Source organism: Streptomyces mashuensis, from assembly GCF_014654785.1.
Taxonomy (GTDB): Bacteria; Actinomycetota; Actinomycetes; order Streptomycetales; family Streptomycetaceae; genus Streptomyces; species Streptomyces mashuensis.
On sequence record NZ_BNBD01000001.1, the window covers coordinates 596,385 to 614,724 of the forward strand.

Sequence of the window (18,340 nt, forward strand, 5' to 3'; positions counted from 1 at the left end):
GGCGGCTCAGTCCGCGAAGACCTCGCCCTTCTCCGCCTTCTCCACCAGCAGCGCAGGCGGCGCGAAACGTTCGCCGTACGCCGCCTGCAGCTCGCGTGCGCGGGTGAGGAAACCGGCCGCCCCGCCCTCGTAGCCGTTGACGTACTGCAACACCCCGCCCGTCCACCCCGGGAAGCCGATGCCCAGCAGCGAGCCCACGTTCGCGTCGGCGACCGACGTCAGTACGCCCTCCTCCAGGCAGCGGATCGCGTCCAGGGCCTCGGCGAAGAGCATGCGTTCCGTCAGGTCCGACAAGGCGTAGCCCGTGCCGTCCTTCAGTTCCGGCTTTCCGAAGTGTTCGGACAGGCCCGGCCAGAGGCCCAGACGTTCGCCGTCGTCCGAGTAGTCGTAGAAGCCCGCGCCGCCGCTGCGGCCCGGGCGGCCGAACTCCTCGACCATGCGGTCGAGGACCGCATCGGCCGGGTGGGGTGTCCACGTGCCGCCGGACGCCTCGACCGCGCGCCGGGTCTCCTCGCGGATCCTGCGCGGCAGCGTGAGCGTGAGCTCGTCCATCAGCGCCAGTACCTTGGCCGGGTAGCCGGCCTGGGCCGCGGCCTGTTCCACGGACGCGGCGGGCACGCCCTCGGCGACCATGGCCACGCCCTCGTTGATGAACTGCCCGATGACCCGCGACGTGAAGAAGCCGCGCGAGTCGTTGACGACGATCGGTGTCTTGCGGATCTGCCGTACGAGGTCGAAGGCGCGGGCCAGTGCCACGTCGCTCGTCCGCTCGCCCTTGACGATCTCCACCAGCGGCATCTTGTCCACGGGGGAGAAGAAGTGCAGGCCCACGAAGTCGGCCGGCCGCTCGACTCCTCCCGCCAGCAGCGTGATGGGCAGCGTCGAGGTGTTGGAGCACAGCAGCGCGTCCGGTGCGACGACGTGCTGGACCTCCTGGAAGACCTGCTGCTTGAGCTCGGGGTTCTCGAACACCGCCTCGATGACGACGTCCGCGCCCGCCAGGTCGGCGACGTCGGCGGTCGGGGTGATCCGGGCCAGCAGGGCGTCCCGGTCGTCGCCGCGGGCCCGGCGCTCCGCGTACGTCCTGCCCTTGGTGGCGTTCTCCGGGGTGACGTCCTTGAGGACGACCTCCAGGCCGGCCTTCGCGCAGGCGTAGGCGATGCCCGCGCCCATCATGCCGGCGCCCAGGACCGCGACCTTGCGCGCGGTGTGCCGCTCGACGCCTTCCGGGCGGCTGCGGCCGGCGTTGACGGCGTTCAGGTCGAAGAAGAAGCCCTGCATCATGTTCTTGGCCGTCTGGCCGGTGACCAGCTCGGTGAAGTACCGCGCCTCGACGACCTGCGCCGTCTCGAAGTCGACCTGGGCGCCCTCCACCGCCGCGGCGAGGATGTTGCGCGGTGCCGGGTAGGGCGCCCCGCCGGTCTGCTTGCGCAGGGTGGCGGGGAAGGCGGGGAGGCTGGCGGCGAGGGCGGGGGAGGCGGGGGTGCCGCCGGGCATGCGGTAGCCCTTCTCGTCCCACGGCTGCCGGGACTCGGGGTGCGCCTCGATGAACGCCCGCGCCTTGGCCAGCATGTCGTCGGCGTCGGTGGCCAGCTCGTGGACGAGCCCCGCCTCCAGCGCGGGCCGCGGCGCGTACCGCCTGCCCTGCAGCAGGACCTTCAGCAGCGCGTCCGTCACGCCCATCAGGCGCACCGTACGGACGACCCCGCCGCCGCCCGGCAGCAGGCCGAGCGTGACCTCGGGCAGCCCGATCCGCGACCCGGCCGCGTCGAGGGCGATGCGGTGGTGGCAGGCGAGGGCGATCTCGTAACCGCCGCCGAGCGCCGAGCCGTTGAGGGCGGCCACGACCGGTACGCCGAGGGTTTCGATGCGGCGCAGGTCGCGCTTGATGCTCATGGCGCCGTCGAACACGTGCTGTGCGTCCGCGGGTGTGGCGGTCATGAACTCGCGCAGGTCGCCGCCGGCGAAGAAGCTCTTCTTGGCGGAGGTGACGATGACGCCGCGCACGGTGTCGCGCTCGGCCTCCAGCCGGTCGGCGACGGCGGTGAGCGAGGCGACGAACGCCTGGTTCATGGTGTTGGCGGACTGCCGCGGGTCGTCGAGGACGAGGGTGACGATGCCGTCGCCGTCCTGCTCCCACTCCCAGCGGATCGTGGCGGGTGCGCTCATGGGTGCTGTCTCTCCAGGTCTGTGGTGATCCGGCCGGGTGGGCTGGTGGGCTACAGGCGTTCGACGACGGTGGCGATGCCCATGCCGCCGCCCACGCAGAGGGTGACCAGGCCGAACTGCTTGTCCTGGCGCTCGAGTTCGTCGACGACGGTGCCCAGCAGCATGGCGCCGGTGGCGCCGAGGGGGTGGCCGAGGGCGATGGCGCCGCCGTTGACGTTGATCTTCTCCAGGCCGATGCCCATGTCGGCGGCGAAGCGCAGGACGACGGCGGCGAACGCCTCGTTGACCTCGATCAGGTCGATGTCGCCGATGGTCAGCCCGGCCTTGGCGAGTGCCTTGCGGGTGGCGGGGGCGGGGCCGGTGAGCATGATGGTGGGGTCGGAGCCGGAGACGGCGGCGGACACGATGCGGGCGCGGGGCCGCAGCCCGTACCGTTCGCCGGTCGCGCGGCTGCCGATGGCCACCAGGGCCGCGCCGTCGACGATGCCGGAGGAGTTGCCGGCGTGGTGGACGTGGTCGATGCGCTCCACCCAGTGGTACTGCTGGAGTGCGGCGGCGTCGAAGCCGCCCTGTTCGCCGATGCCGGCGAAGGAGGGCTTGAGGGCGGCGAGCGTGTCGAGGGTGGTGCCGGGGCGCAGGTGCTCGTCGCGGTCGAGGACGACCAGGCCGTTGCGGTCGCGTACGGGCACCACGGAGCGGTCGAAGCGGCCGTCCTTCCAGGCGGCGGCGGCGCGTTCCTGCGAGCGGACGGCGAACGCGTCGACGTCGGTGCGGCCGAAGCCGCCGAGCGTGGCGATGAGGTCGGCGCCGATGCCCTGGGGGACGAAGCGGACGGCGTGGTTGGTCATCGGGTCGGCGAACCACGCGCCGCCGTCGGAGCCCATGGGCACCCGTGACATCGACTCGACGCCGCCGGCCAGGACCAGGTTCTCCCAGCCCGAACGGACCTTGGCCGCAGCCAGGTTGACGGCCTCCAGGCCCGAGGCGCAGAAGCGGTTCTCCTGGACGCCGGCCACCGTGTCGGGCAGGCCGGCGGCGATGGCCGCGATGCGGGCGATGTCGGAGCCCTGGTCGCCGAGGGGGCTGACGACGCCCAGCACGATGTCGTCGATCGCCGCGGGGTCGAGGCCGGGCAGCCGGCGCAGGAGTTCGTGGATGAGGCCGGTGACCAGGTCGACGGGCTTGGTGCCGTGCAGCGAGCCGTTGGCCTTGCCGCGGCCGCGCGGGGTGCGGATGGCCTCGTAGACGTACGCCTCGGGGCTCGTCGGTGTGCTCATGGTGCTCACGATCACTGGCCTTCCATGGGTGTCGGCGGGAGGGTGCCGGGCTGCTGCGGCCCGGGTGCGGGGGCCGGGGTGGGCCGCAGGGCGGGTACGTCCCAGTCGTGCGCCACTTCGGCGGTGTGCGCGCCGGGGGGCGCGGGCGGCCGGCGTACGGCGGCCGGGGTGGCGGAGAACCGGGGTGCGGGTGCGGGCTGGGTGATGCCGCCGTGCTCGGTGAACGTGCCGCGCGCGGCCAGGTGCGGGTGGCCGGGGGCCTCGCCGAGGGTGAGGACGGGCGCCACGCAGGCGTCGGTGCTCTCGAAGACCTCCGTCCACTCGGCGCGGCTACGTGTCGCGAACCGCTCGGCGACCAGCCGCCGCAGCTCGCCCCAGCGTGCGGGGTCCTCGCGCGGGGGCAATGGCTCGCCGATGCCCAGCAGCCGGACGAACTCGGCGTAGAACTGCGGTTCCAGCGCGCCCACGGCCATGTGGCCGCCGTCGGCGGTCTCGTACGTGCCGTAGAAGGGGGCGCCCCCGTCGAGGAGGTTGGCGCCGCGCCGGTCCTGCCAGCGGCCGGCGGCCAGCATGCCGTGCAGCATGGCGGTGAGGTGCGCGGTGCCGTCGACGATGGCGGCGTCGACGACCTGCCCGGTGCCGGTGGCGCGGGCGTGCTGGAGGGCGGCGAGGACGCCGACGACGAGGTAGAGCGAGCCGCCGGCGTAGTCGCCGAGGAGGTTGGCGACGGGGTAGGGGGGCCCGTCGGCGGGGCCGCCCAGGGCGAGTGCGCCGGTCACGGCGATGTAGCCGATGTCGTGGCCGGCGGAGGCGGCCAGCGGGCCGTGCTGGCCCCAGCCGGTCATCCGCCCGTACACCAGGCGGGGGTTGCGGGCGTGGCAGGCGTCCGGGCCCACGCCGAGTCGTTCGGCGACGCCGGGCCGGAAGCCCTCGATCAGCACGTCGGCGCGGGCGGCGAGGTCCAGGACGGTGCCGGGACCGCCGGCGGACTTCAGGTCCACCACCACGGAGCGCTTGTTGCGGCCCGTGACGTCCTGCTCCGGCGGCGGGCCCAGCGCGGTGCCGCCGGGGCGGTCGACGCGGACCACGTCGGCGCCGAGGTCGGCCAGCAGCATGGCGGCGAACGGTCCGGGCCCGATGCCGGCGAGCTCCACGACGCGCACGCCCGCGAGCGGACCCTCCCCTGCGCCGGCCATGCGGCCCCCACCCTCGTGTGTTGTGACACAACTGCTGTAACAGTCATCGATGTCAGGGATGGTAGGAACGGCTTCCGGCCTCCACAAGCCCCCTCGTGCCCCGCCCCCGTGCCCGGGGCCGGCTCACCCGGCGTCGAGGCGCGCCACGAGCCGCTTGGGTGCGACGGTGCGGTAGCTCTCCTCCACCCAGTCGCACAACAGCTCGACAGGGGTCTCCCCGCCCGTCAGCGGGACCGACACCCAGCCGTGCCGGCCCAGCCCGTACGCCGTCGGGGCCGCGCCCGGCACGGCCAGGGCATGGCCGTGCGCCTCCTCGTCCTTGAGCTTGACGGAGATGCCGTCGGAACCGGCACCCCCCAGGAAGACGAAGATCTTCTTGTTGACCTTGACGACCGCGTCGTCGCCCCAGGGGAACTCCTCGACGGCCTCGGGCAGCGACAGCGCGAACGCGCGCACCGCCTCCCGTGCCGTCCGCGGGCCCTTCCGTGCTGCCGCCATGTCCTCGGCCTCCTGCCCGGTGTGCGCAAGCATTGCAAGGCCCACGCTAAGGGCAGGGTCGGACAACCGGCCCGAACCGCCTCAGCCGGCCGCCAGGGCGCGGCGGCACAGCGAGTCCGCCGCCCGGGTCGTCTCCGGCAGGCGGTAGCGCGGCGCCAGCCGCAGCACGTGCGCGCAGGCCCGGTCCAGGTCCACGCGGTGGCCCACCGACACGAACACCGGCTTCACGCCCTCCTGCGTCCGCAGCGCCCGCCCGACCTCCTCCGCGCCGTCCAGCAGCGGCGCGCTGTCGCCGCGGCGCGGGCCGGGCGCGTCGTACGCGAAGACGAACGGGGTCTTGGCCACGCCGATCGTGGGCAGGCCGGTGAGCACGCCCAGGTGGCTGGCGAGGCCGAAGCGGCGCGGGTGGGCGAGCCCGTAGCCGTCGCAGACGACGAGGCCGGGCGTCACCGTCAGCCGCTCCAGCGCGGCGAGCACCGCCGGCACCTCGCGGAACGCCAGCAGCCCCGGCACGTACGGGAACGCCACCGGGCCCGCGGCCGTGGCCTCCTCCAGCACCTCCAGGGTGCCGGCGTCCAGCGCCACCGCTGCGGCCACCACCAGATCGCGTGCGTCGTCGTACGCCACGTCCACGCCCACCGCGACCAGGGGCGCGCCGGGCTCGGGGCCCGGCTCGTCCAGCACGACGCGGTCGCGCAGCCGGTCCTGGACGGCCAGGGCCCCGGCCTCGGTCACCGGCCAGCCGGGCGGGGGAGCGGCGGAGTCGTCACGTGGCGGGATCATGACGGCCCACCGTACGCGACCACAGGTGAACGGCGGCACCGGGGCGATGGGGGCCCGGTGCGGGGGCGGCGGGCGGCGCGCGTAGCCTGGCGCCATGTTCGTCCTGGAACTGACCTACACCGCGCCCATCGAGCGCATCGACGCCCTGCTCGAGGACCACCGCGCCTGGCTGACCGGCCACTACGACAGCGGTGCCTTCATCGCCTCCGGCCCCAAGGTGCCGCGCGAGGGCGGCCTGATCCTCGCCGACTTCCCGAGCCGGGCCGACGTCGACGCGGCCGTCGCCACCGACCCCTTCGTCACGGCCGGCGTCTGCACCTACCGGATCACCGAGTTCGCGGCGACGCGGACCGCCCCCGCCCTGGAGGAGTACCGGCAGCCGGTGTGAGCCACGGCCCGGCGGCACGAGGCACACGCCCCGGAAATCCCTTCGCCGCCGGGCCCGCCCACCCGTTACCGTCGTATCCGTATGAGCGCAACCCTCGTCGCCAAGGACCTCGCCGCCGGCCACGGCGACCGCACCCTCTTCTCCGGTCTCGACCTCGTCGTCGCACCGGGGGACGTCATCGGCCTCGTCGGCGCCAACGGCGCCGGCAAGTCCACCCTGCTGCGGCTCCTCGCCGGGCTCGGCACGCCCGACCAGGGGGCCGTGCGGCTCAGCCCGCCGCACGCCACCGTCGGCCACCTGCCGCAGGAGCCCGAGCGGCGCCCGGGGGAGACCGTCACGGACTTCCTCGCCCGCCGCACGGGCGTGGCCGCCGCGACCGCCGCGCTCGACGCCGCCTCCCAGGGCCTGGCCGACGGGGCGCCCGGCGCCGACGACGCGTACGCCACCGCGCTGGACCGCTGGCTGTCGCTGGGCGGCGCGGACTTCGAGGAGCGCGCCGCCGAGGTCACCGCCTCCCTCGGCCTCACCACCGGCCCGGACGCCCCCATGACCGGCCTCTCCGGTGGCCAGGCCGCCCGCGCCGGCCTCGCGTCGCTGCTGCTCAGCCGCTACGACGTCTTCCTGCTGGACGAGCCCACCAACGACCTGGACCTCGACGGGCTGCGGCGGCTGGAGGAGTTCGTCACCGGCCTGCGCGCCGGCACGGTCGTGGTCAGCCACGACCGCGAGTTTCTCGCCCGCACCGCCACCAAGGTCCTCGAACTGGACCTGGCCCAGCAGCAGATCGCGCTCTACACCGGTGGCTACGCCGCCTACCTGGAGGAGCGCGCCACCGCCCGGCGGCACGCCCGCGAGGCGTACGAGGAGTACGCCGACACGCGCGCCGGCCTGGAGGCACGGGCCCGCACCCAGCGCGCCTGGATGGAGAAGGGCGTGCGCAACGCCCGCCGCAAGGCCACCGACAACGACAAGATCGGCCGCCGCTTCCGCACCGAGACCTCCGAGAAGCAGGCCGCCAAGGCACGCCAGACCGAGCGGCTCATCGAGCGGCTGGACGTCGTGGAGGAGCCCCGCAAGGAGTGGGAGCTGCGCATGACGATCGCCGCCGCGCCCCGCGCGGGCGAGGTCGTCGCGACCCTGCGCGGAGCTTGCGCCCGCCGCGGCTCCTTCGTCCTCGGCCCCGTCGACCTCCAGATCGACCGGGCCGACCGGGTGGCCGTCACCGGCGCCAACGGCTCCGGCAAGTCCACGCTGCTCGCCGCCCTGCTGGGCCGGCTGCCGCTGGAGGAGGGCAGCGCCGCGCTCGGCCCCGGCGTCGTGGTCGGCGAGGTCGACCAGGCGCGCGGCCTGTTCCTCGGCGAGGACGCCCTGCTCGACGCCTTCGGCGCGGCCGTGCCGGACCTCACGCCCGCCGACGTCCGCACGCTGCTGGCCAAGTTCGGGCTGAAGGCCGCGCACGTGCTGCGCCCGGCCGCCACGCTCTCCCCGGGCGAGCGCACGCGCGCCGCGCTCGCCGTCCTCCAGGCGCGCGGCGTCAACCTCCTCGTGCTGGACGAGCCGACCAACCACCTCGACCTGCCGGCCATCGAGCAGCTCGAATCGGCGCTCGCCTCGTACGAGGGCACGCTGCTGCTGGTCACCCACGACCGCCGCATGCTGGAGGCGGTGCACACCACCCGCCGCCTGGAGGTGGCGGACGGGAAGGTGCGGGAGCTCTGAACGCCCGTTGAGGCTCAGGCCCCCGCCGTCAGGCCGTTGATCATGCGGTCGAGGAGCCGGCCGAAGACGGCGTCGGGGTCCGGGTCGGCGGCCGAGGTCGCCAGGGCCTCCGCCAGCTGCGGGTAGTCGCCCCCGGCCACGGCCGAGCGCAGGAACCGCGCCTGCACGTCGTGCAGTTCGCCGCCGCTGCGCCCGGCGGCCTCCAGCGCCCGCTGCTGGGCGAGTTCGTACGCGACGTGGCCGGCCACGAAGCCGGTGAGCAGGCTGAACGTCTCCAGCTTGGCCCGGCCGTCCAGCCGGGTGGGGGCGAGCACGGCGAGGACGTGCTCCACGACGGCGAGCGTATTGGGGCCGAACGTCTGCCGGGCCGGCAGCGCCGCCGGCAGCCACGGGTGGCGCCGCATCATGGCGCGCTGCTCCCACGCCAGGCGCCGCAGGTCGGCGCGCCAATCGCCGGAGGGTTCGGCCGGGAGGCCGTGCTCGGCGCTCACGCGGTCGATCATCAGCTCCAGCAGCGTCTCCTTGTTGGGGACGTAGCTGTAGAGGGACATCGTCCCGGCGCCCACCCGGGCCGCGACGGCCCGCATCGTGACGGCGGCCAGCCCCTCCGCGTCACCGATCGCGACGGCGGCCTCGGTGATCGTGGCGCGGTCGTACGCCGGGGGCCTGCCCCGGCGCGGGCGCGGGGCCGGGGCGGACCACAGCAGCCCGGGATCCACACCGGCGCTGCGGCCGGACGAGCCGGTACGGGCCACGACACACCACTCCTCACTCCCTGTGGCCATTCAACCATCTCGTCCCGTCCCGGTCCGTCCCGGCCGTCCGTTAATCTCGTACAGCGTACGAAAAAGAAAGCGCGACCGAGGAGCCCTGCCCCATGAGGACAGCAACGACCCGACCCCAGCCCCCGCGCCCGCTGCCGCCTTCCGTCCGGGCCCTGCGGCGCACCCTGCGGGGGCTGCCCGGCAAGCTGTACGACGTCGCGTACGAACCCGGCCTCGTCGTCCCCGCCGCCGACGGCAGCGCCCTGCTGACCGACCACTACCTCCCGGCCCGTGACCGGAAGCAGGCGCCCGGCGACTTCCCCACCGTCCTCATCCGCTCGCCCTACGGCCGCGGCTTCCCCTGGGCGCCCATGTTCGCGGTCCCGCTGGCCGAGCAGGGCTTCCACGTCGTCCTCCAGAGCTGCCGCGGCACGGGCGGCTCCGGCGGCACCTTCGACCTGTGGCGGAACGAGACGGCCGACGGGACGGCCACGGTGGCGTGGCTGCGCGAGCAGCCCTGGTTCACCGGCGTCCTCGGCACCACGGGCCCCAGCTACCTCGGCTTCACCCAGTGGGCGCTGGCCCTCGACCCGCCACCGGAGCTGCGCGCGATGGTGGTCCAGGAGGGCCTGCACGACCTGCACGCCTACTTCCGGCCCGGCGGCACGTTCGCCCTGCAGAACGGCCTCACCTCGGCCATGGGCCTCACGTGCCAGCACCAGGGCACCCTGCCCTTCGTCCGCGCCACCGCCCGGCTGCAACGCCGCTTCCCCGCCGCCGCCCGCACCCTGCCGCTCGGCGACGCGTACGTACCCGCCCTCGGCACCCGCGTGCCCTTCGTCGACGAGGCCCTGGCCCACGCGGACCCGGCGGACCCCGCCTGGCGGGGCGCGGACGCCGGCGCCGCGGCCGAGAGCGCGTCCGTACCGACCTGCCTGATCAGCGGCTGGTCCGACGTGGCCCTGGACCAGACGCTCCAGCAGTACGAACGGCTGCGCCGCGCCGGCTGCGAACGGGCGCTGCTCATCGGCCCCTGGACGCACCACTCCCTGCTGCAACGCGGCTGGCCCCAGGTCTTCGCCGAGACCCTCGCCTGGCTGCGCGCCCACCTGTGCGGCGATCCGTCGGGGCTGCGCCCGGAGCGGGTCCGCGTCCACGAGGGCGGCGGTTCCGCCACCGGCACCTGGCGCGACCTCGCCGACTGGCCGCCGGCCGCGCCCGGCCGCCGCTGGTACCCCGCAGCCGACGGCACCCTGAGCCGTGCGGACACCGGCGAGGCCGGCGCGCCCTTCGCCACGTACCGCTACGACCCCGCCGACCCGGTGCCCTCCACCGGCGGCCCGCTCCTCGACAACACCGCCGGCCCCCGGGACCAGAGCGCCCTGGAGGCCAGGGACGACGTCCTGACCTTCACCACCGCCCCGCTCCGGGAGCCGCTCCACGTCCGGGGGCCGGTCTCGGTGTCCCTGCGCGCGGCCGCGGACACCGGGCACGCCGACGTCTTCGCCCGACTGTGCGACGTCGACGGCCAGGGGCGCTCGGTCAACATCTGCGACGGCATCGTTCGGCTGCCCCCGGACACCACGGAACCGGCCGACGTCACCGTGGCGATGAGCTCCACCGCCCACTGCTTCGCCTCCGGGCACCGCATCCGCCTCCAGGTCAGCGGCGGCGCCCACCCGCGCTTCGCCCGCCACACCGGCACCGGCGACCCCCTGGCCACGGCCACCCGCCTCGTACCGGCGGAGGTCACCCTCCACCACCCGGCCGCGCTCGCGCTCCCGGTGACGGAGGACGGCGAGAGCGGCGACGACGGCAAGGCGTAGCGCCCGACCCGCCACGGGAGGGGGAAGCGGCGCCGAAACCGGGGCGGAGGCGGCCCGGGCGGCCGACCATGACGACATGTCACCAGCCCACGGCGGCCACGGCGCCGCACCCTCCCTGGTCCGCTGCAATCAGTGCGGCAACCCGATGTGGTGGGACACCACCGCCGGGCAGCGGCCCATCTGGTACTGCTCGGTGTGCGGCCACCCGCCGGAGCGCAAGGTCAACCAGGCGGCCGTGCCGCCGCCCTGCCCCGCCGGGTGCCCGTCGGCCGTGACGGAGGCCAGGGACGGCGTCAGACGGTTCGTCTGCCACTAGCGCCCCGGCCCCTTACGGTCTCCCGTTCAGCGCTGCGGGCCCAGCAGCCCCGCCCGGCGCAGGGCGTCGGCCATGGCTGCGTTGGCCGGGGCCGGTTCGCGCGACTCGCGGTTGCCGCGGCCGCCGCGCTGCTCCCCGCGGCGCTGGCGCGGCGTGCCGCCACCGCCGTTGCCGCCCGCGCCGCGCCGGCCGGCCCGGTCGGGGGACGAGCCCGCGGCGGGCGCGGCCTCGTCGTCCAGGCGGAGCGTCAGCGAGATCCGCTTGCGCGGGATGTCGACGTCGAGGACCTTCACGCGCACGATGTCGCCGGGCTTGACCACGTCGCGCGGGTCCTTGACGAACGTCCGCGACATCGCCGACACGTGCACCAGGCCGTCCTGGTGCACGCCGACGTCCACGAAGGCGCCGAACGCGGCGACGTTGGTGACCACGCCCTCCAGGATCATGCCCGGCGTCAGGTCGCCGATCTTCTCGACGCCCTCCTTGAACGCGGCCGTGCGGAACGCCGGGCGCGGGTCGCGGCCCGGCTTCTCGAGCTCCCGCAGGATGTCCGAGACGGTCGGCAGGCCGAACGCGTCGCTGACGAAGTCCTGCGGCCGCAGCGAGCGCAGCGTGGCGGTGTCGCCGATGAGCGCCGCCACGTCACCGCCCTTGGCGGCCTTGGCGATCGTCCGTACGACGGGGTACGCCTCGGGGTGCACGCTGGAGGCGTCCAGCGGGTCGTCGCCGCCGCGGATGCGGAGGAAGCCCGCGCACTGCTCGTACGCCTTGGGGCCGAGGCGCGGCACGTCCTTCAGCGCCTTGCGGCTGCGGAAGGGCCCGTTGGCGTCGCGGTGGGCGACGATGTTCTCCGCGAGGCCCGTGCTGATGCCCGACACGCGGGCCAGCAGCGGCGTGGAGGCGGTGTTGACGTCCACGCCGACGCCGTTGACGCAGTCCTCGACGACGGCGTCCAGCGACCGGGACAGCTTCACCTCGGGCAGGTCGTGCTGGTACTGGCCGACGCCGATCGACTTGGGGTCGATCTTGACGAGCTCGGCGAGCGGGTCCTGGAGCCGGCGCGCGATCGACACGGCGCCGCGCAGCGACACGTCGAGGTCCGGCAGCTCCTGCGAGGCGAACGCGGAGGCGGAGTACACCGAGGCGCCGGCCTCGGAGACCATCACCTTCGTCAGCTTCAGCTCGGGGTGACGGGCGATCAGGTCGGTGGCCAGCCGGTCCGTCTCGCGGGAGGCGGTGCCGTTGCCGATGGCGACGAGCTCCACACCGTGCTCGCGGGCCAGCCGCGCCAGCGTGGCCAGCGACGCGTCCCACTGGTTGCGCGGCACGTGCGGGTAGATCGTCTCGGTGGCGGCCACCTTGCCCGTCGCGTCGACGACGGCCACCTTCACGCCCGTACGGAAGCCCGGGTCCAGGCCCATCGTGGCGCGGGTGCCGGCCGGCGCGGCCAGCAGCAGGTCGCGCAGGTTGGCCGCGAAGACGCGCACCGCCTCGTCCTCGGCGGCCTGCCGCAGCCGCAGCCGCAGGTCGATGCCGAGGTGGACGAGGACGCGGGTGCGCCAGGCCCAGCGGACCGTGTCGGCCAGCCACTTGTCCGCCGGCCGGCCCCGGTCCGCGATGCCGAAGCGGCGGGCGATCGCCTGCTCGTACGTGCTGGGGCCGGGCGCGGCCGAGGGCTCCTCCGGCTCCAGGACGAGGTCGAGGACCTCCTCCTTCTCGCCGCGCAGCATGGCCAGCACCCGGTGCGACGGCAGCTCGGTGAACGGCTCGGCGAAGTCGAAGTAGTCGGCGAACTTGGCGCCCGCCTCCTCCTTGCCCTCGCGCACCTTCGCCACCAGCCGGCCGCGCGTCCACATGCGCTCGCGCAGCTCGCCGATGAGGTCGGCGTCCTCGCCGAAGCGCTCGGTGAGGATGGCCCGCGCGCCCTCCAGCGCGGCCGCCGCGTCCGCGACGCCCTTGTCGGCGTCGGCGTACGCGGCCGCCGCGGCGAGCGGCTCGACGGACGGGTCCGCCAGCAGGGCGTCGGCCAGCGGCTCCAGACCGGCCTCGCGGGCGATCTGCGCCTTGGTGCGCCGCTTGGGTTTGAAGGGCAGGTAGATGTCCTCCAGCCGGGCCTTCGAGTCCGCCGCCAGGATCCTGGCCTTCAGCTCGTCGTCCAGCTTGCCCTGGGACGCGACCGACTCCAGGATCGCCGCGCGCCGGTCCTCCAGCTCCCGGAGGTAGCGCAGGCGCTCCTCCAGGGTGCGCAGCTGGGCGTCGTCGAGCGCCCCGGTGGCCTCCTTGCGGTAGCGCGCCACGAACGGCACGGTCGCGCCGCCGTCGAGCAACTCGACGGCCGCCCTGACCTGCCGTTCCGCTACGCCGAGCTCCTCGGCGATCCTGCTCTCGACCGACGGGTTCCCGGCCGGCTGCGACATCGTCACGATCACGCTCTGCTTTCTTCGGGTGGTTCCTCGAGCCCGCTCAGCATTGTGGCAGGTGCACCCCGCCGCACCGGTGACCCCCGGCCGCGCCGACCGCCCGGCCGCGCCCGGTCGTGCCCGGCCGCGTCCTAGCCGCGCACGCGCGCCGGGAAGCCCGCGGCGGCGGCCCGGGCGAACGGACGCAGCAGTTCCGTCAGGCGTTCCGTGTCCTGCGCGCCCAGGTGCTCGTACGGCGCGGCGTCCAGGCGGTCCGTCTCCCGCTCCAGCTCGTCCCGCAGCGCGGTGCCGGCCTCGGTGAGGGTGCCGTCGGCGGCCAGCAGGCCACGGGCGCGCAGCCGGTCCTGCGCCGCCGTCAGCTGCTCCATGTCCCAGCCGCGCGAGGCCGCCAGCCACTCCAGGGAGAAGCCCTCGCCGGTCGCGGCGTGGCTGACCATCGCCTCCAGCGGGTCCAGCCCGGACAGCAGCAGGACGGCGAAGTGCCCGTCGCCGCGGTGCTCGCGCAGCAGCGTCGCGGCGTGCCACAGCGCCAGGTGCGGCGTCTCCGGCACCGGCAGACCGGCGAGGGCCGCGTACATGGGGCGGCCGGAGCGGGCGCACCCCTCGGTGGCGCGCACGGCCAGGCGCGCGGCCTCCGCCAGCTCCGGCGAGGCGAGGGCCTCGTCGCCGAGGAGCCGGCGCAGCGTGCTGTCGGCGGCGCGCAGCCGTGCGGCGAGAACCTCCTCGGGCGTGGTGACGTTCCACACGGCCGGCAGGTGGCGGGCTATCAGGTCGTGGCTGAAGTTGTGGAAGAGGGCGGTGACGGCGCCCGCCGAGACACGGCCCAGGGGCGCGGTGCGCGCGGCGAAGTAGGCGGCGTGGCGGTCGTCGATGCCGAGCCCGGCCAGCTCGGGGCCGTTGTCGGGGGAGAGGGCGACGACGGAGTGGAGGGTGTTGAGCAGCGCGTGGCAGCGCCGGCCGGCGCCGGCGGGAAGAGTACTCATGGCCTGATGTTACCGACGGGTCGGAACGGGGGGAGGGGGCCCGGCCCATGGCAGGAAAGGTGGGAAACCCGTCATTGCGGCCACGCCCCGGCGGCGGAAGCATGAAGGGCATGACCTTCCGCCACACGGTGCTGATCCTCCTCTACGACGGCGTCCAGAGCCTGGACGTCACCGGTCCCCTGGAGGTGTTCGCCGGTGCCGGGCAGGCGGTGGGGCGCCCCGGCGCGTACGAGGTGCGCACGGCGAGCCCCGACGGGCGGGAGGTCCGGGCGCAGAGCGGGCTGCGGCTGCTGCCCGACGCGGCGCTCGCCGACTGTGCCGCCCCCGACCTGCTGCTGGTGCCCGGCGGCGACTGCACCGACGCGCAGGACCCGCGCCTGGTGGCGTGGCTGCGCGAGCACGGCCCGGCGGCCGGGCGGCTGGTCTCGGTGTGCACCGGATCGTTCCTGCTGGCCGCCGCCGGACTGCTCGACGGCCGCCGGGCCACGACCCACTGGGCGTACTGCGACGCCTTCGCCGAGCAGTTCCCGGACGTCCGGCTGGACCCCGACCCCATCTTCGTACGGGACGGGCACGTGGCCACCTCGGCCGGCGTCACCAGCGGCATCGACCTGGCGCTGGCCCTGGTGGAGGAGGACCTCGGCCGGCAGCCGGCGCTCACCGTCGCCCGCCACCTGGTGGTCTTCCTGCGCCGGCCGGGGAACCAGCGGCAGTTCAGCGCCCAGCTGGCCGTGCAGACCGCCGCCCGCTCCGGGCTCCGCGACGTCCAGCACTACATCGCCGAGCACCCTGCCGCCGACCTCGGTGTGGAGGCCCTGGCCGCCCGCGCAGGCCTGTCACCGCGCCACTTCGCCCGCGCGTTCCAGGCCGAAGTGGGCACCACGCCCGGCCGGTACGTCGACCAGGTCCGCCTGGAGGCCGCCCGCCGGATGCTGGAGGACGGCACGCGGGGCATCGAGGAGATCTCCCGCGCCTGCGGCTACGGCACGCCGGAGGCCATGCGCCGGGCGTTCCTGCGTGCCCTGGGCACCGGCCCCGCCGAATACCGCCGCCGCTTCCGGGCAGTGGGCGCACCGGCTCACTGACGCCGCCGCCACCTTCTTTCCTTCCTTTTCTTTCAATCCTTCAATCCGTCAATCGGAGTTCCGTCATGCGCCTCGCCATCCTGCTCTTCCCCGGCTTCACCGCCCTCGACGCGGTCGGCCCCTACGAGATGCTCGGGCAGCTGCCCGGCGCCGAGACCCTGTTCGTCGCCGAGCGCCCCGGCCCGGTGACCAACGACAACGGCAACCTCACCCTCGTCGCCGAGGCGTCGCTGGACGACGTCACCGACCCCGGCATCGTCGTCGTGCCCGGCGGACCCACGGCCCGGCTGCCGCTGACGCCCGGGCCCGTGCAGGACTGGCTGAAGACGGTGGACGCCGGCACCACGTGGACGACGTCCGTGTGCACCGGCTCGCTCGTGCTGGGCGCCGCCGGGCTGCTCGCCGGCCGCCGCGCCACGACGCACTGGCTGTCGCTGGACCACCTGGCGGCCTACGGTGCGCAGCCCACGGGGGAGCGGGTCGTCATCGACGGCAAGTACGTCACGGCCGCCGGCGTCTCGTCGGGCATCGACATGGGGCTCACGCTGCTGGGCCGCATCGCCGGCGACCGGGTGGCGCAGTCGGTGCAGCTGCTGACCGAGTACGACCCGCAGCCGCCCTACGACGCGGGCTCGCCGGAGAAGGCGCCCGCCGACCTGGTCGCCGAGTGGCGCGCGCGGCAGCAGGAGATCATGAACCGGCAGGCCAGGTGAACCGCGGCTGACGGCGCTGGAGGAACGCCGCCACGCCCTCGGCGGTGTCGGCACCCGTGCGGGCCTGCTCCGACCAGTGGGTGACCCGCTCGGGGCTCGCCGGGCCGGCCGCGAACTCCTTGGCCGCCGCCTGGGTGAGCTGCGAGCGGGACGCCAGCAGCCGGGCGAACTCCGCCACCCGCCCGTCCAGTTCGGCGTCCGGCCACACCTCGTCCACCAGCCCGGTGCGCAGCGCACGGTCCGTGCCGACGAGCTCGGCCGAGAACAGCAGGTACTTGGCGGTGGCCGGGCCCACCAGCTCGACCAGGCGGCGGGTGGAGGAGGCCGGGTAGACGATGCCGAGCCGGGCCGGGGTGACGCCGAAGCGGGCGCCCTCGGCCGCGAAGCGCAGGTCGCAGGCGACGGCCAGCTGGCAGCCGCCGCCCACGCAGGAGCCGCGGACCGCGGCGAGGGTGGGCTTGGGGAAGGCGGCCAGCGCCTCCTCGGCCGCCACCGCCAGGTCGCGCGGCGCGCCGCCGCCGTCCGGGGTGAGCGCCGTGATGTCCGCGCCCGCGCAGAAGGTGCCGCCCTCGCCGGTCAGCACCAGCACCCGTACGGCGGGGTCGGCCGCGCACCGGTCCAGCAGCGTGGGCAGCTGCCGCCACATGGCGTTCGTCATGGCGTTGCGCTTGCCGGGGTGGGAGATGCGGATCGTCGCGGTGGTGCCGTCGACGTCCAGACGCAGTGCGGGCTCCATGCGCCGGATGGTAGCCGCACGGATCTCCGGGCGGACTCCTCACCGACCCCCTCGCCGAACCGCTCACCGGACCCCTCGCCGAACCGCTCACCGAACGCGACCGGGACGGCCAGGATCAGTCGCGAAGGTGACCGCGGCATACCCACGCGATCAATTCCTGCTCAAAACCACTGACTTCCGGGCAGGCCACCGGTGCGGACCGTGAGGTTCCCAACACTCTCCCCATGTGGTCGCGCCACGGTGAGGGGTTGGTACCGGACATGGAGATCCTGGGGAGCGGGCCGCCCGGACAGGCCCCCCCGCCCCGCAAGCCGGCCGAGTACGACGCCACGTGGCGCCGGCCCGTCCCCGCCCTGGCCGGCTCGGTGCCCCGCGCCCGGCACGCCGTCCGCGACCTGATCCGGTGCCGGCGGGTGCCGCTGCGCGAGGACCTGCTGCACGGGCTGCTGCTCATCGTGTCGGAGCTGGTCACCAACGCCGTGCAGCACGCCGCCCCGCTCTCCCCCGAGGTCGTCCTGGAGGTGTCCGTGGGTCCGGCCTGGGTGCGCGTGGCCGTCGAGGACAGCCACCCCTGCCGGCCCCGGCCCGCCGGGCCCGACGGGGCCGGGCACGACGACGGCGCCGAGCCGCGCACCGGGGGCCGCGGGCTGCTGATCGTCCAGGCGACGGTCGCGGAGGCCGGCGGGATGTTCGACGTGGAGCACACGGCGGGCGGCGGCAAGGTGGTCTGGGCCGCCCTGCCGCTGCACCCCGTCGTCACCAGCCGGCGCCGGCCCCGATGACCTCGCGGACGGCCGGACGGGCGGCGTCCAGCACCGTCCCGAACCATGCCGAGAACGTCTTCTCGCGCATCAGCTCCGCCAGCTCGGCCGGCGTCACGAACGCCGTCTCGGCGATCTCCTCCGGGTCCGGCCGCGGCTCCGTACGCACGGTGCCGACGAACAGGTGGTTGTACTCCTGCTCGACCAGGCCCGACGCCGGGTCCGGGTGGTTGTAGCGCACGGTCCCCGCCTCGCGCAGCAGCGCCGGGGCGATGCCCAGCTCCTCGCCCGTACGGCGGACGGCGGCGGCGAAGGGCGGCTCACCGGGGTACGGGTGACCGCAGCAGGTGTTCGACCAGACGCCGGGGGAGTGGTACTTGCCCAGCGCCCGGCGCTGGAGCAGCAGCCGGCCCCGGTCGTCGAAGAGGAAGACCGAGAAGGCGCGGTGCAGCCGGCCCGGTGCCACGTGGGCGGACAGCTTCTCGGCCGTGCCGGTCGTTCTGCCGTCCTCGTCGACCAGCTCCAGCATGATCGGGTCAGCGGTGGTCTCGGGGGCGGGCCCGGCCGAGCGGCCGGTGGCTGATGTGATCGGCATGGACCATCCTCGTCGTCGGTCTTCGGCCCTCAAGTCTGCCGTACGAGATGCCCACGACAGCGACAGACCAGACATCCCGGCCCCCGAGCGGGGCACAGCCACGGGCCCGGC

General features: G+C 74.9%; 17 protein-coding genes. 7 read left to right on the forward strand and 10 right to left on the reverse strand.

Annotated elements, in window-relative coordinates:
• Positions 1–6: 6 nt before the first annotated feature.
• The 5 genes from IE305_RS02300 to IE305_RS02320 all read right to left on the reverse strand — a co-directional run bounded on the left by IE305_RS02300 (position 7) and on the right by IE305_RS02320 (position 5,923).
• Positions 7–2,169 carry a 3-hydroxyacyl-CoA dehydrogenase NAD-binding domain-containing protein gene (locus IE305_RS02300; RefSeq protein ID WP_190127643.1) on the reverse strand — a complete coding sequence of 721 codons (2,163 nt, stop codon included), beginning with the start codon at positions 2,167–2,169 and terminating at the stop codon, positions 7–9.
• A gap of 50 nt (positions 2,170–2,219) precedes the next feature.
• Positions 2,220–3,446, reverse strand: coding sequence for an acetyl-CoA C-acetyltransferase (locus IE305_RS02305; RefSeq protein WP_190127644.1), 1,227 nt, complete (start codon positions 3,444–3,446; stop codon positions 2,220–2,222).
• Between the two features lie 11 nt (positions 3,447–3,457).
• The gene (locus IE305_RS02310) at positions 3,458–4,642 is read right to left on the reverse strand and encodes a CaiB/BaiF CoA transferase family protein (protein WP_190127645.1); all 1,185 of its coding nucleotides are present in this window, start codon (positions 4,640–4,642) and stop codon (positions 3,458–3,460) included.
• A 123-nt stretch (positions 4,643–4,765) separates the two neighbouring features.
• Complete coding sequence (locus IE305_RS02315) at positions 4,766–5,140, reverse strand: MmcQ/YjbR family DNA-binding protein (RefSeq protein ID WP_190127646.1); 375 nt, start codon at positions 5,138–5,140, stop codon at positions 4,766–4,768.
• 81 nt (positions 5,141–5,221) lie between these two features.
• Complete coding sequence (locus tag IE305_RS02320; RefSeq protein WP_190127647.1) at positions 5,222–5,923, reverse strand: endonuclease V; 702 nt, start codon at positions 5,921–5,923, stop codon at positions 5,222–5,224.
• 94 nt (positions 5,924–6,017) lie between these two features.
• Here IE305_RS02320 and IE305_RS02325 point away from each other — a divergent pair, with 94 nt between their 5' ends.
• Entirely contained in the window at positions 6,018–6,311 is a 294-nt protein-coding gene (locus IE305_RS02325) for a YciI family protein (RefSeq protein ID WP_190127648.1), read from the forward strand.
• Between the two features lie 81 nt (positions 6,312–6,392).
• Positions 6,393–8,030, forward strand: coding sequence for an ABC-F family ATP-binding cassette domain-containing protein (locus IE305_RS02330; protein ID WP_190127649.1), 1,638 nt, complete (start codon positions 6,393–6,395; stop codon positions 8,028–8,030).
• Between the two features lie 14 nt (positions 8,031–8,044).
• On the opposite strand, the gene IE305_RS02335 is transcribed toward IE305_RS02330, so the two are convergent.
• A complete protein-coding gene (locus IE305_RS02335; protein ID WP_229890432.1) occupies positions 8,045–8,785 on the reverse strand; it encodes a TetR/AcrR family transcriptional regulator in 741 nt (246 codons plus the stop codon).
• A 122-nt stretch (positions 8,786–8,907) separates the two neighbouring features.
• On the opposite strand from IE305_RS02335, the gene IE305_RS02340 reads away from it, so the two are divergent.
• Together IE305_RS02340 and IE305_RS02345 are read left to right on the forward strand one after the other, a co-directional pair.
• Complete coding sequence (locus IE305_RS02340; RefSeq protein WP_190127650.1) at positions 8,908–10,620, forward strand: CocE/NonD family hydrolase; 1,713 nt, start codon at positions 8,908–8,910, stop codon at positions 10,618–10,620.
• Between the two features lie 76 nt (positions 10,621–10,696).
• Entirely contained in the window at positions 10,697–10,936 is a 240-nt protein-coding gene (locus tag IE305_RS02345) for a hypothetical protein (RefSeq protein ID WP_190127651.1), read from the forward strand.
• Positions 10,937–10,962: 26 nt separating this feature from the next.
• On the opposite strand, the gene IE305_RS02350 is transcribed toward IE305_RS02345, so the two are convergent.
• Together IE305_RS02350 and IE305_RS02355 are read right to left on the reverse strand one after the other, a co-directional pair.
• Positions 10,963–13,353 (reverse strand): Tex family protein, encoded by a 2,391-nt coding sequence (locus tag IE305_RS02350; RefSeq protein ID WP_190128174.1) that lies wholly within the window; start codon positions 13,351–13,353, stop codon positions 10,963–10,965.
• A gap of 134 nt (positions 13,354–13,487) precedes the next feature.
• Positions 13,488–14,339: an SCO6745 family protein gene (locus tag IE305_RS02355; protein ID WP_190127652.1), complete on the reverse strand. Its 852-nt coding sequence runs from the start codon at positions 14,337–14,339 to the stop codon at positions 13,488–13,490.
• A 110-nt stretch (positions 14,340–14,449) separates the two neighbouring features.
• On the opposite strand from IE305_RS02355, the gene IE305_RS02360 reads away from it, so the two are divergent.
• Both IE305_RS02360 and IE305_RS02365 read left to right on the forward strand, forming a co-directional pair.
• Positions 14,450–15,424, forward strand: a complete 975-nt coding sequence (locus IE305_RS02360; protein ID WP_190127653.1) for a GlxA family transcriptional regulator — start codon at positions 14,450–14,452, stop codon at positions 15,422–15,424.
• Positions 15,425–15,489: 65 nt separating this feature from the next.
• A complete protein-coding gene (locus tag IE305_RS02365; protein ID WP_190127654.1) occupies positions 15,490–16,137 on the forward strand; it encodes a DJ-1/PfpI family protein in 648 nt (215 codons plus the stop codon).
• On the opposite strand, the gene IE305_RS02370 is transcribed toward IE305_RS02365, so the two are convergent.
• The gene (locus IE305_RS02370; RefSeq protein WP_190127655.1) at positions 16,115–16,873 is read right to left on the reverse strand and encodes an enoyl-CoA hydratase/isomerase family protein; all 759 of its coding nucleotides are present in this window, start codon (positions 16,871–16,873) and stop codon (positions 16,115–16,117) included. The genes IE305_RS02365 and IE305_RS02370 overlap by 23 nt on opposite strands.
• 260 nt (positions 16,874–17,133) lie before the next feature.
• Between IE305_RS02370 and IE305_RS02375 the strand changes: the two genes are divergently transcribed.
• Positions 17,134–17,655, forward strand: coding sequence for an ATP-binding protein (locus IE305_RS02375; RefSeq protein WP_190127656.1), 522 nt, complete (start codon positions 17,134–17,136; stop codon positions 17,653–17,655).
• Here IE305_RS02375 and idi read toward each other — a convergent pair.
• Complete coding sequence (idi, locus tag IE305_RS02380; protein ID WP_190127657.1) at positions 17,630–18,229, reverse strand: isopentenyl-diphosphate Delta-isomerase; 600 nt, start codon at positions 18,227–18,229, stop codon at positions 17,630–17,632. The genes IE305_RS02375 and idi overlap by 26 nt on opposite strands.
• Between the last annotated feature and the right edge of the window lie 111 nt (positions 18,230–18,340).

Excerpts from the sequence above, each read along its gene's own strand:
- IE305_RS02300 (WP_190127643.1), bottom strand. The coding sequence starts at position 2,169 with ATGAGCGCACCCGCCACGATCCGCTGGGAGTGGGAGCAGGACGGCGAC.
- IE305_RS02305 (WP_190127644.1), bottom strand. The coding sequence starts at position 3,446 with ATGAGCACACCGACGAGCCCCGAGGCGTACGTCTACGAGGCCATCCGC.
- IE305_RS02310 (WP_190127645.1), bottom strand. The coding sequence starts at position 4,642 with ATGGCCGGCGCAGGGGAGGGTCCGCTCGCGGGCGTGCGCGTCGTGGAG.
- IE305_RS02315 (WP_190127646.1), bottom strand. The coding sequence starts at position 5,140 with ATGGCGGCAGCACGGAAGGGCCCGCGGACGGCACGGGAGGCGGTGCGC.
- IE305_RS02320 (WP_190127647.1), bottom strand. The coding sequence starts at position 5,923 with ATGATCCCGCCACGTGACGACTCCGCCGCTCCCCCGCCCGGCTGGCCG.
- IE305_RS02325 (WP_190127648.1), top strand. The coding sequence starts at position 6,018 with ATGTTCGTCCTGGAACTGACCTACACCGCGCCCATCGAGCGCATCGAC.
- IE305_RS02330 (WP_190127649.1), top strand. The coding sequence starts at position 6,393 with ATGAGCGCAACCCTCGTCGCCAAGGACCTCGCCGCCGGCCACGGCGAC.
- IE305_RS02340 (WP_190127650.1), top strand. The coding sequence starts at position 8,908 with ATGAGGACAGCAACGACCCGACCCCAGCCCCCGCGCCCGCTGCCGCCT.
- IE305_RS02345 (WP_190127651.1), top strand. The coding sequence starts at position 10,697 with ATGTCACCAGCCCACGGCGGCCACGGCGCCGCACCCTCCCTGGTCCGC.
- IE305_RS02350 (WP_190128174.1), bottom strand. The coding sequence starts at position 13,353 with ATGTCGCAGCCGGCCGGGAACCCGTCGGTCGAGAGCAGGATCGCCGAG.
- IE305_RS02355 (WP_190127652.1), bottom strand. The coding sequence starts at position 14,339 with ATGAGTACTCTTCCCGCCGGCGCCGGCCGGCGCTGCCACGCGCTGCTC.
- IE305_RS02360 (WP_190127653.1), top strand. The coding sequence starts at position 14,450 with ATGACCTTCCGCCACACGGTGCTGATCCTCCTCTACGACGGCGTCCAG.
- IE305_RS02365 (WP_190127654.1), top strand. The coding sequence starts at position 15,490 with ATGCGCCTCGCCATCCTGCTCTTCCCCGGCTTCACCGCCCTCGACGCG.
- IE305_RS02370 (WP_190127655.1), bottom strand. The coding sequence starts at position 16,873 with ATGGAGCCCGCACTGCGTCTGGACGTCGACGGCACCACCGCGACGATC.
- IE305_RS02375 (WP_190127656.1), top strand. The coding sequence starts at position 17,134 with ATGGAGATCCTGGGGAGCGGGCCGCCCGGACAGGCCCCCCCGCCCCGC.
- idi (WP_190127657.1), bottom strand. The coding sequence starts at position 18,229 with ATGCCGATCACATCAGCCACCGGCCGCTCGGCCGGGCCCGCCCCCGAG.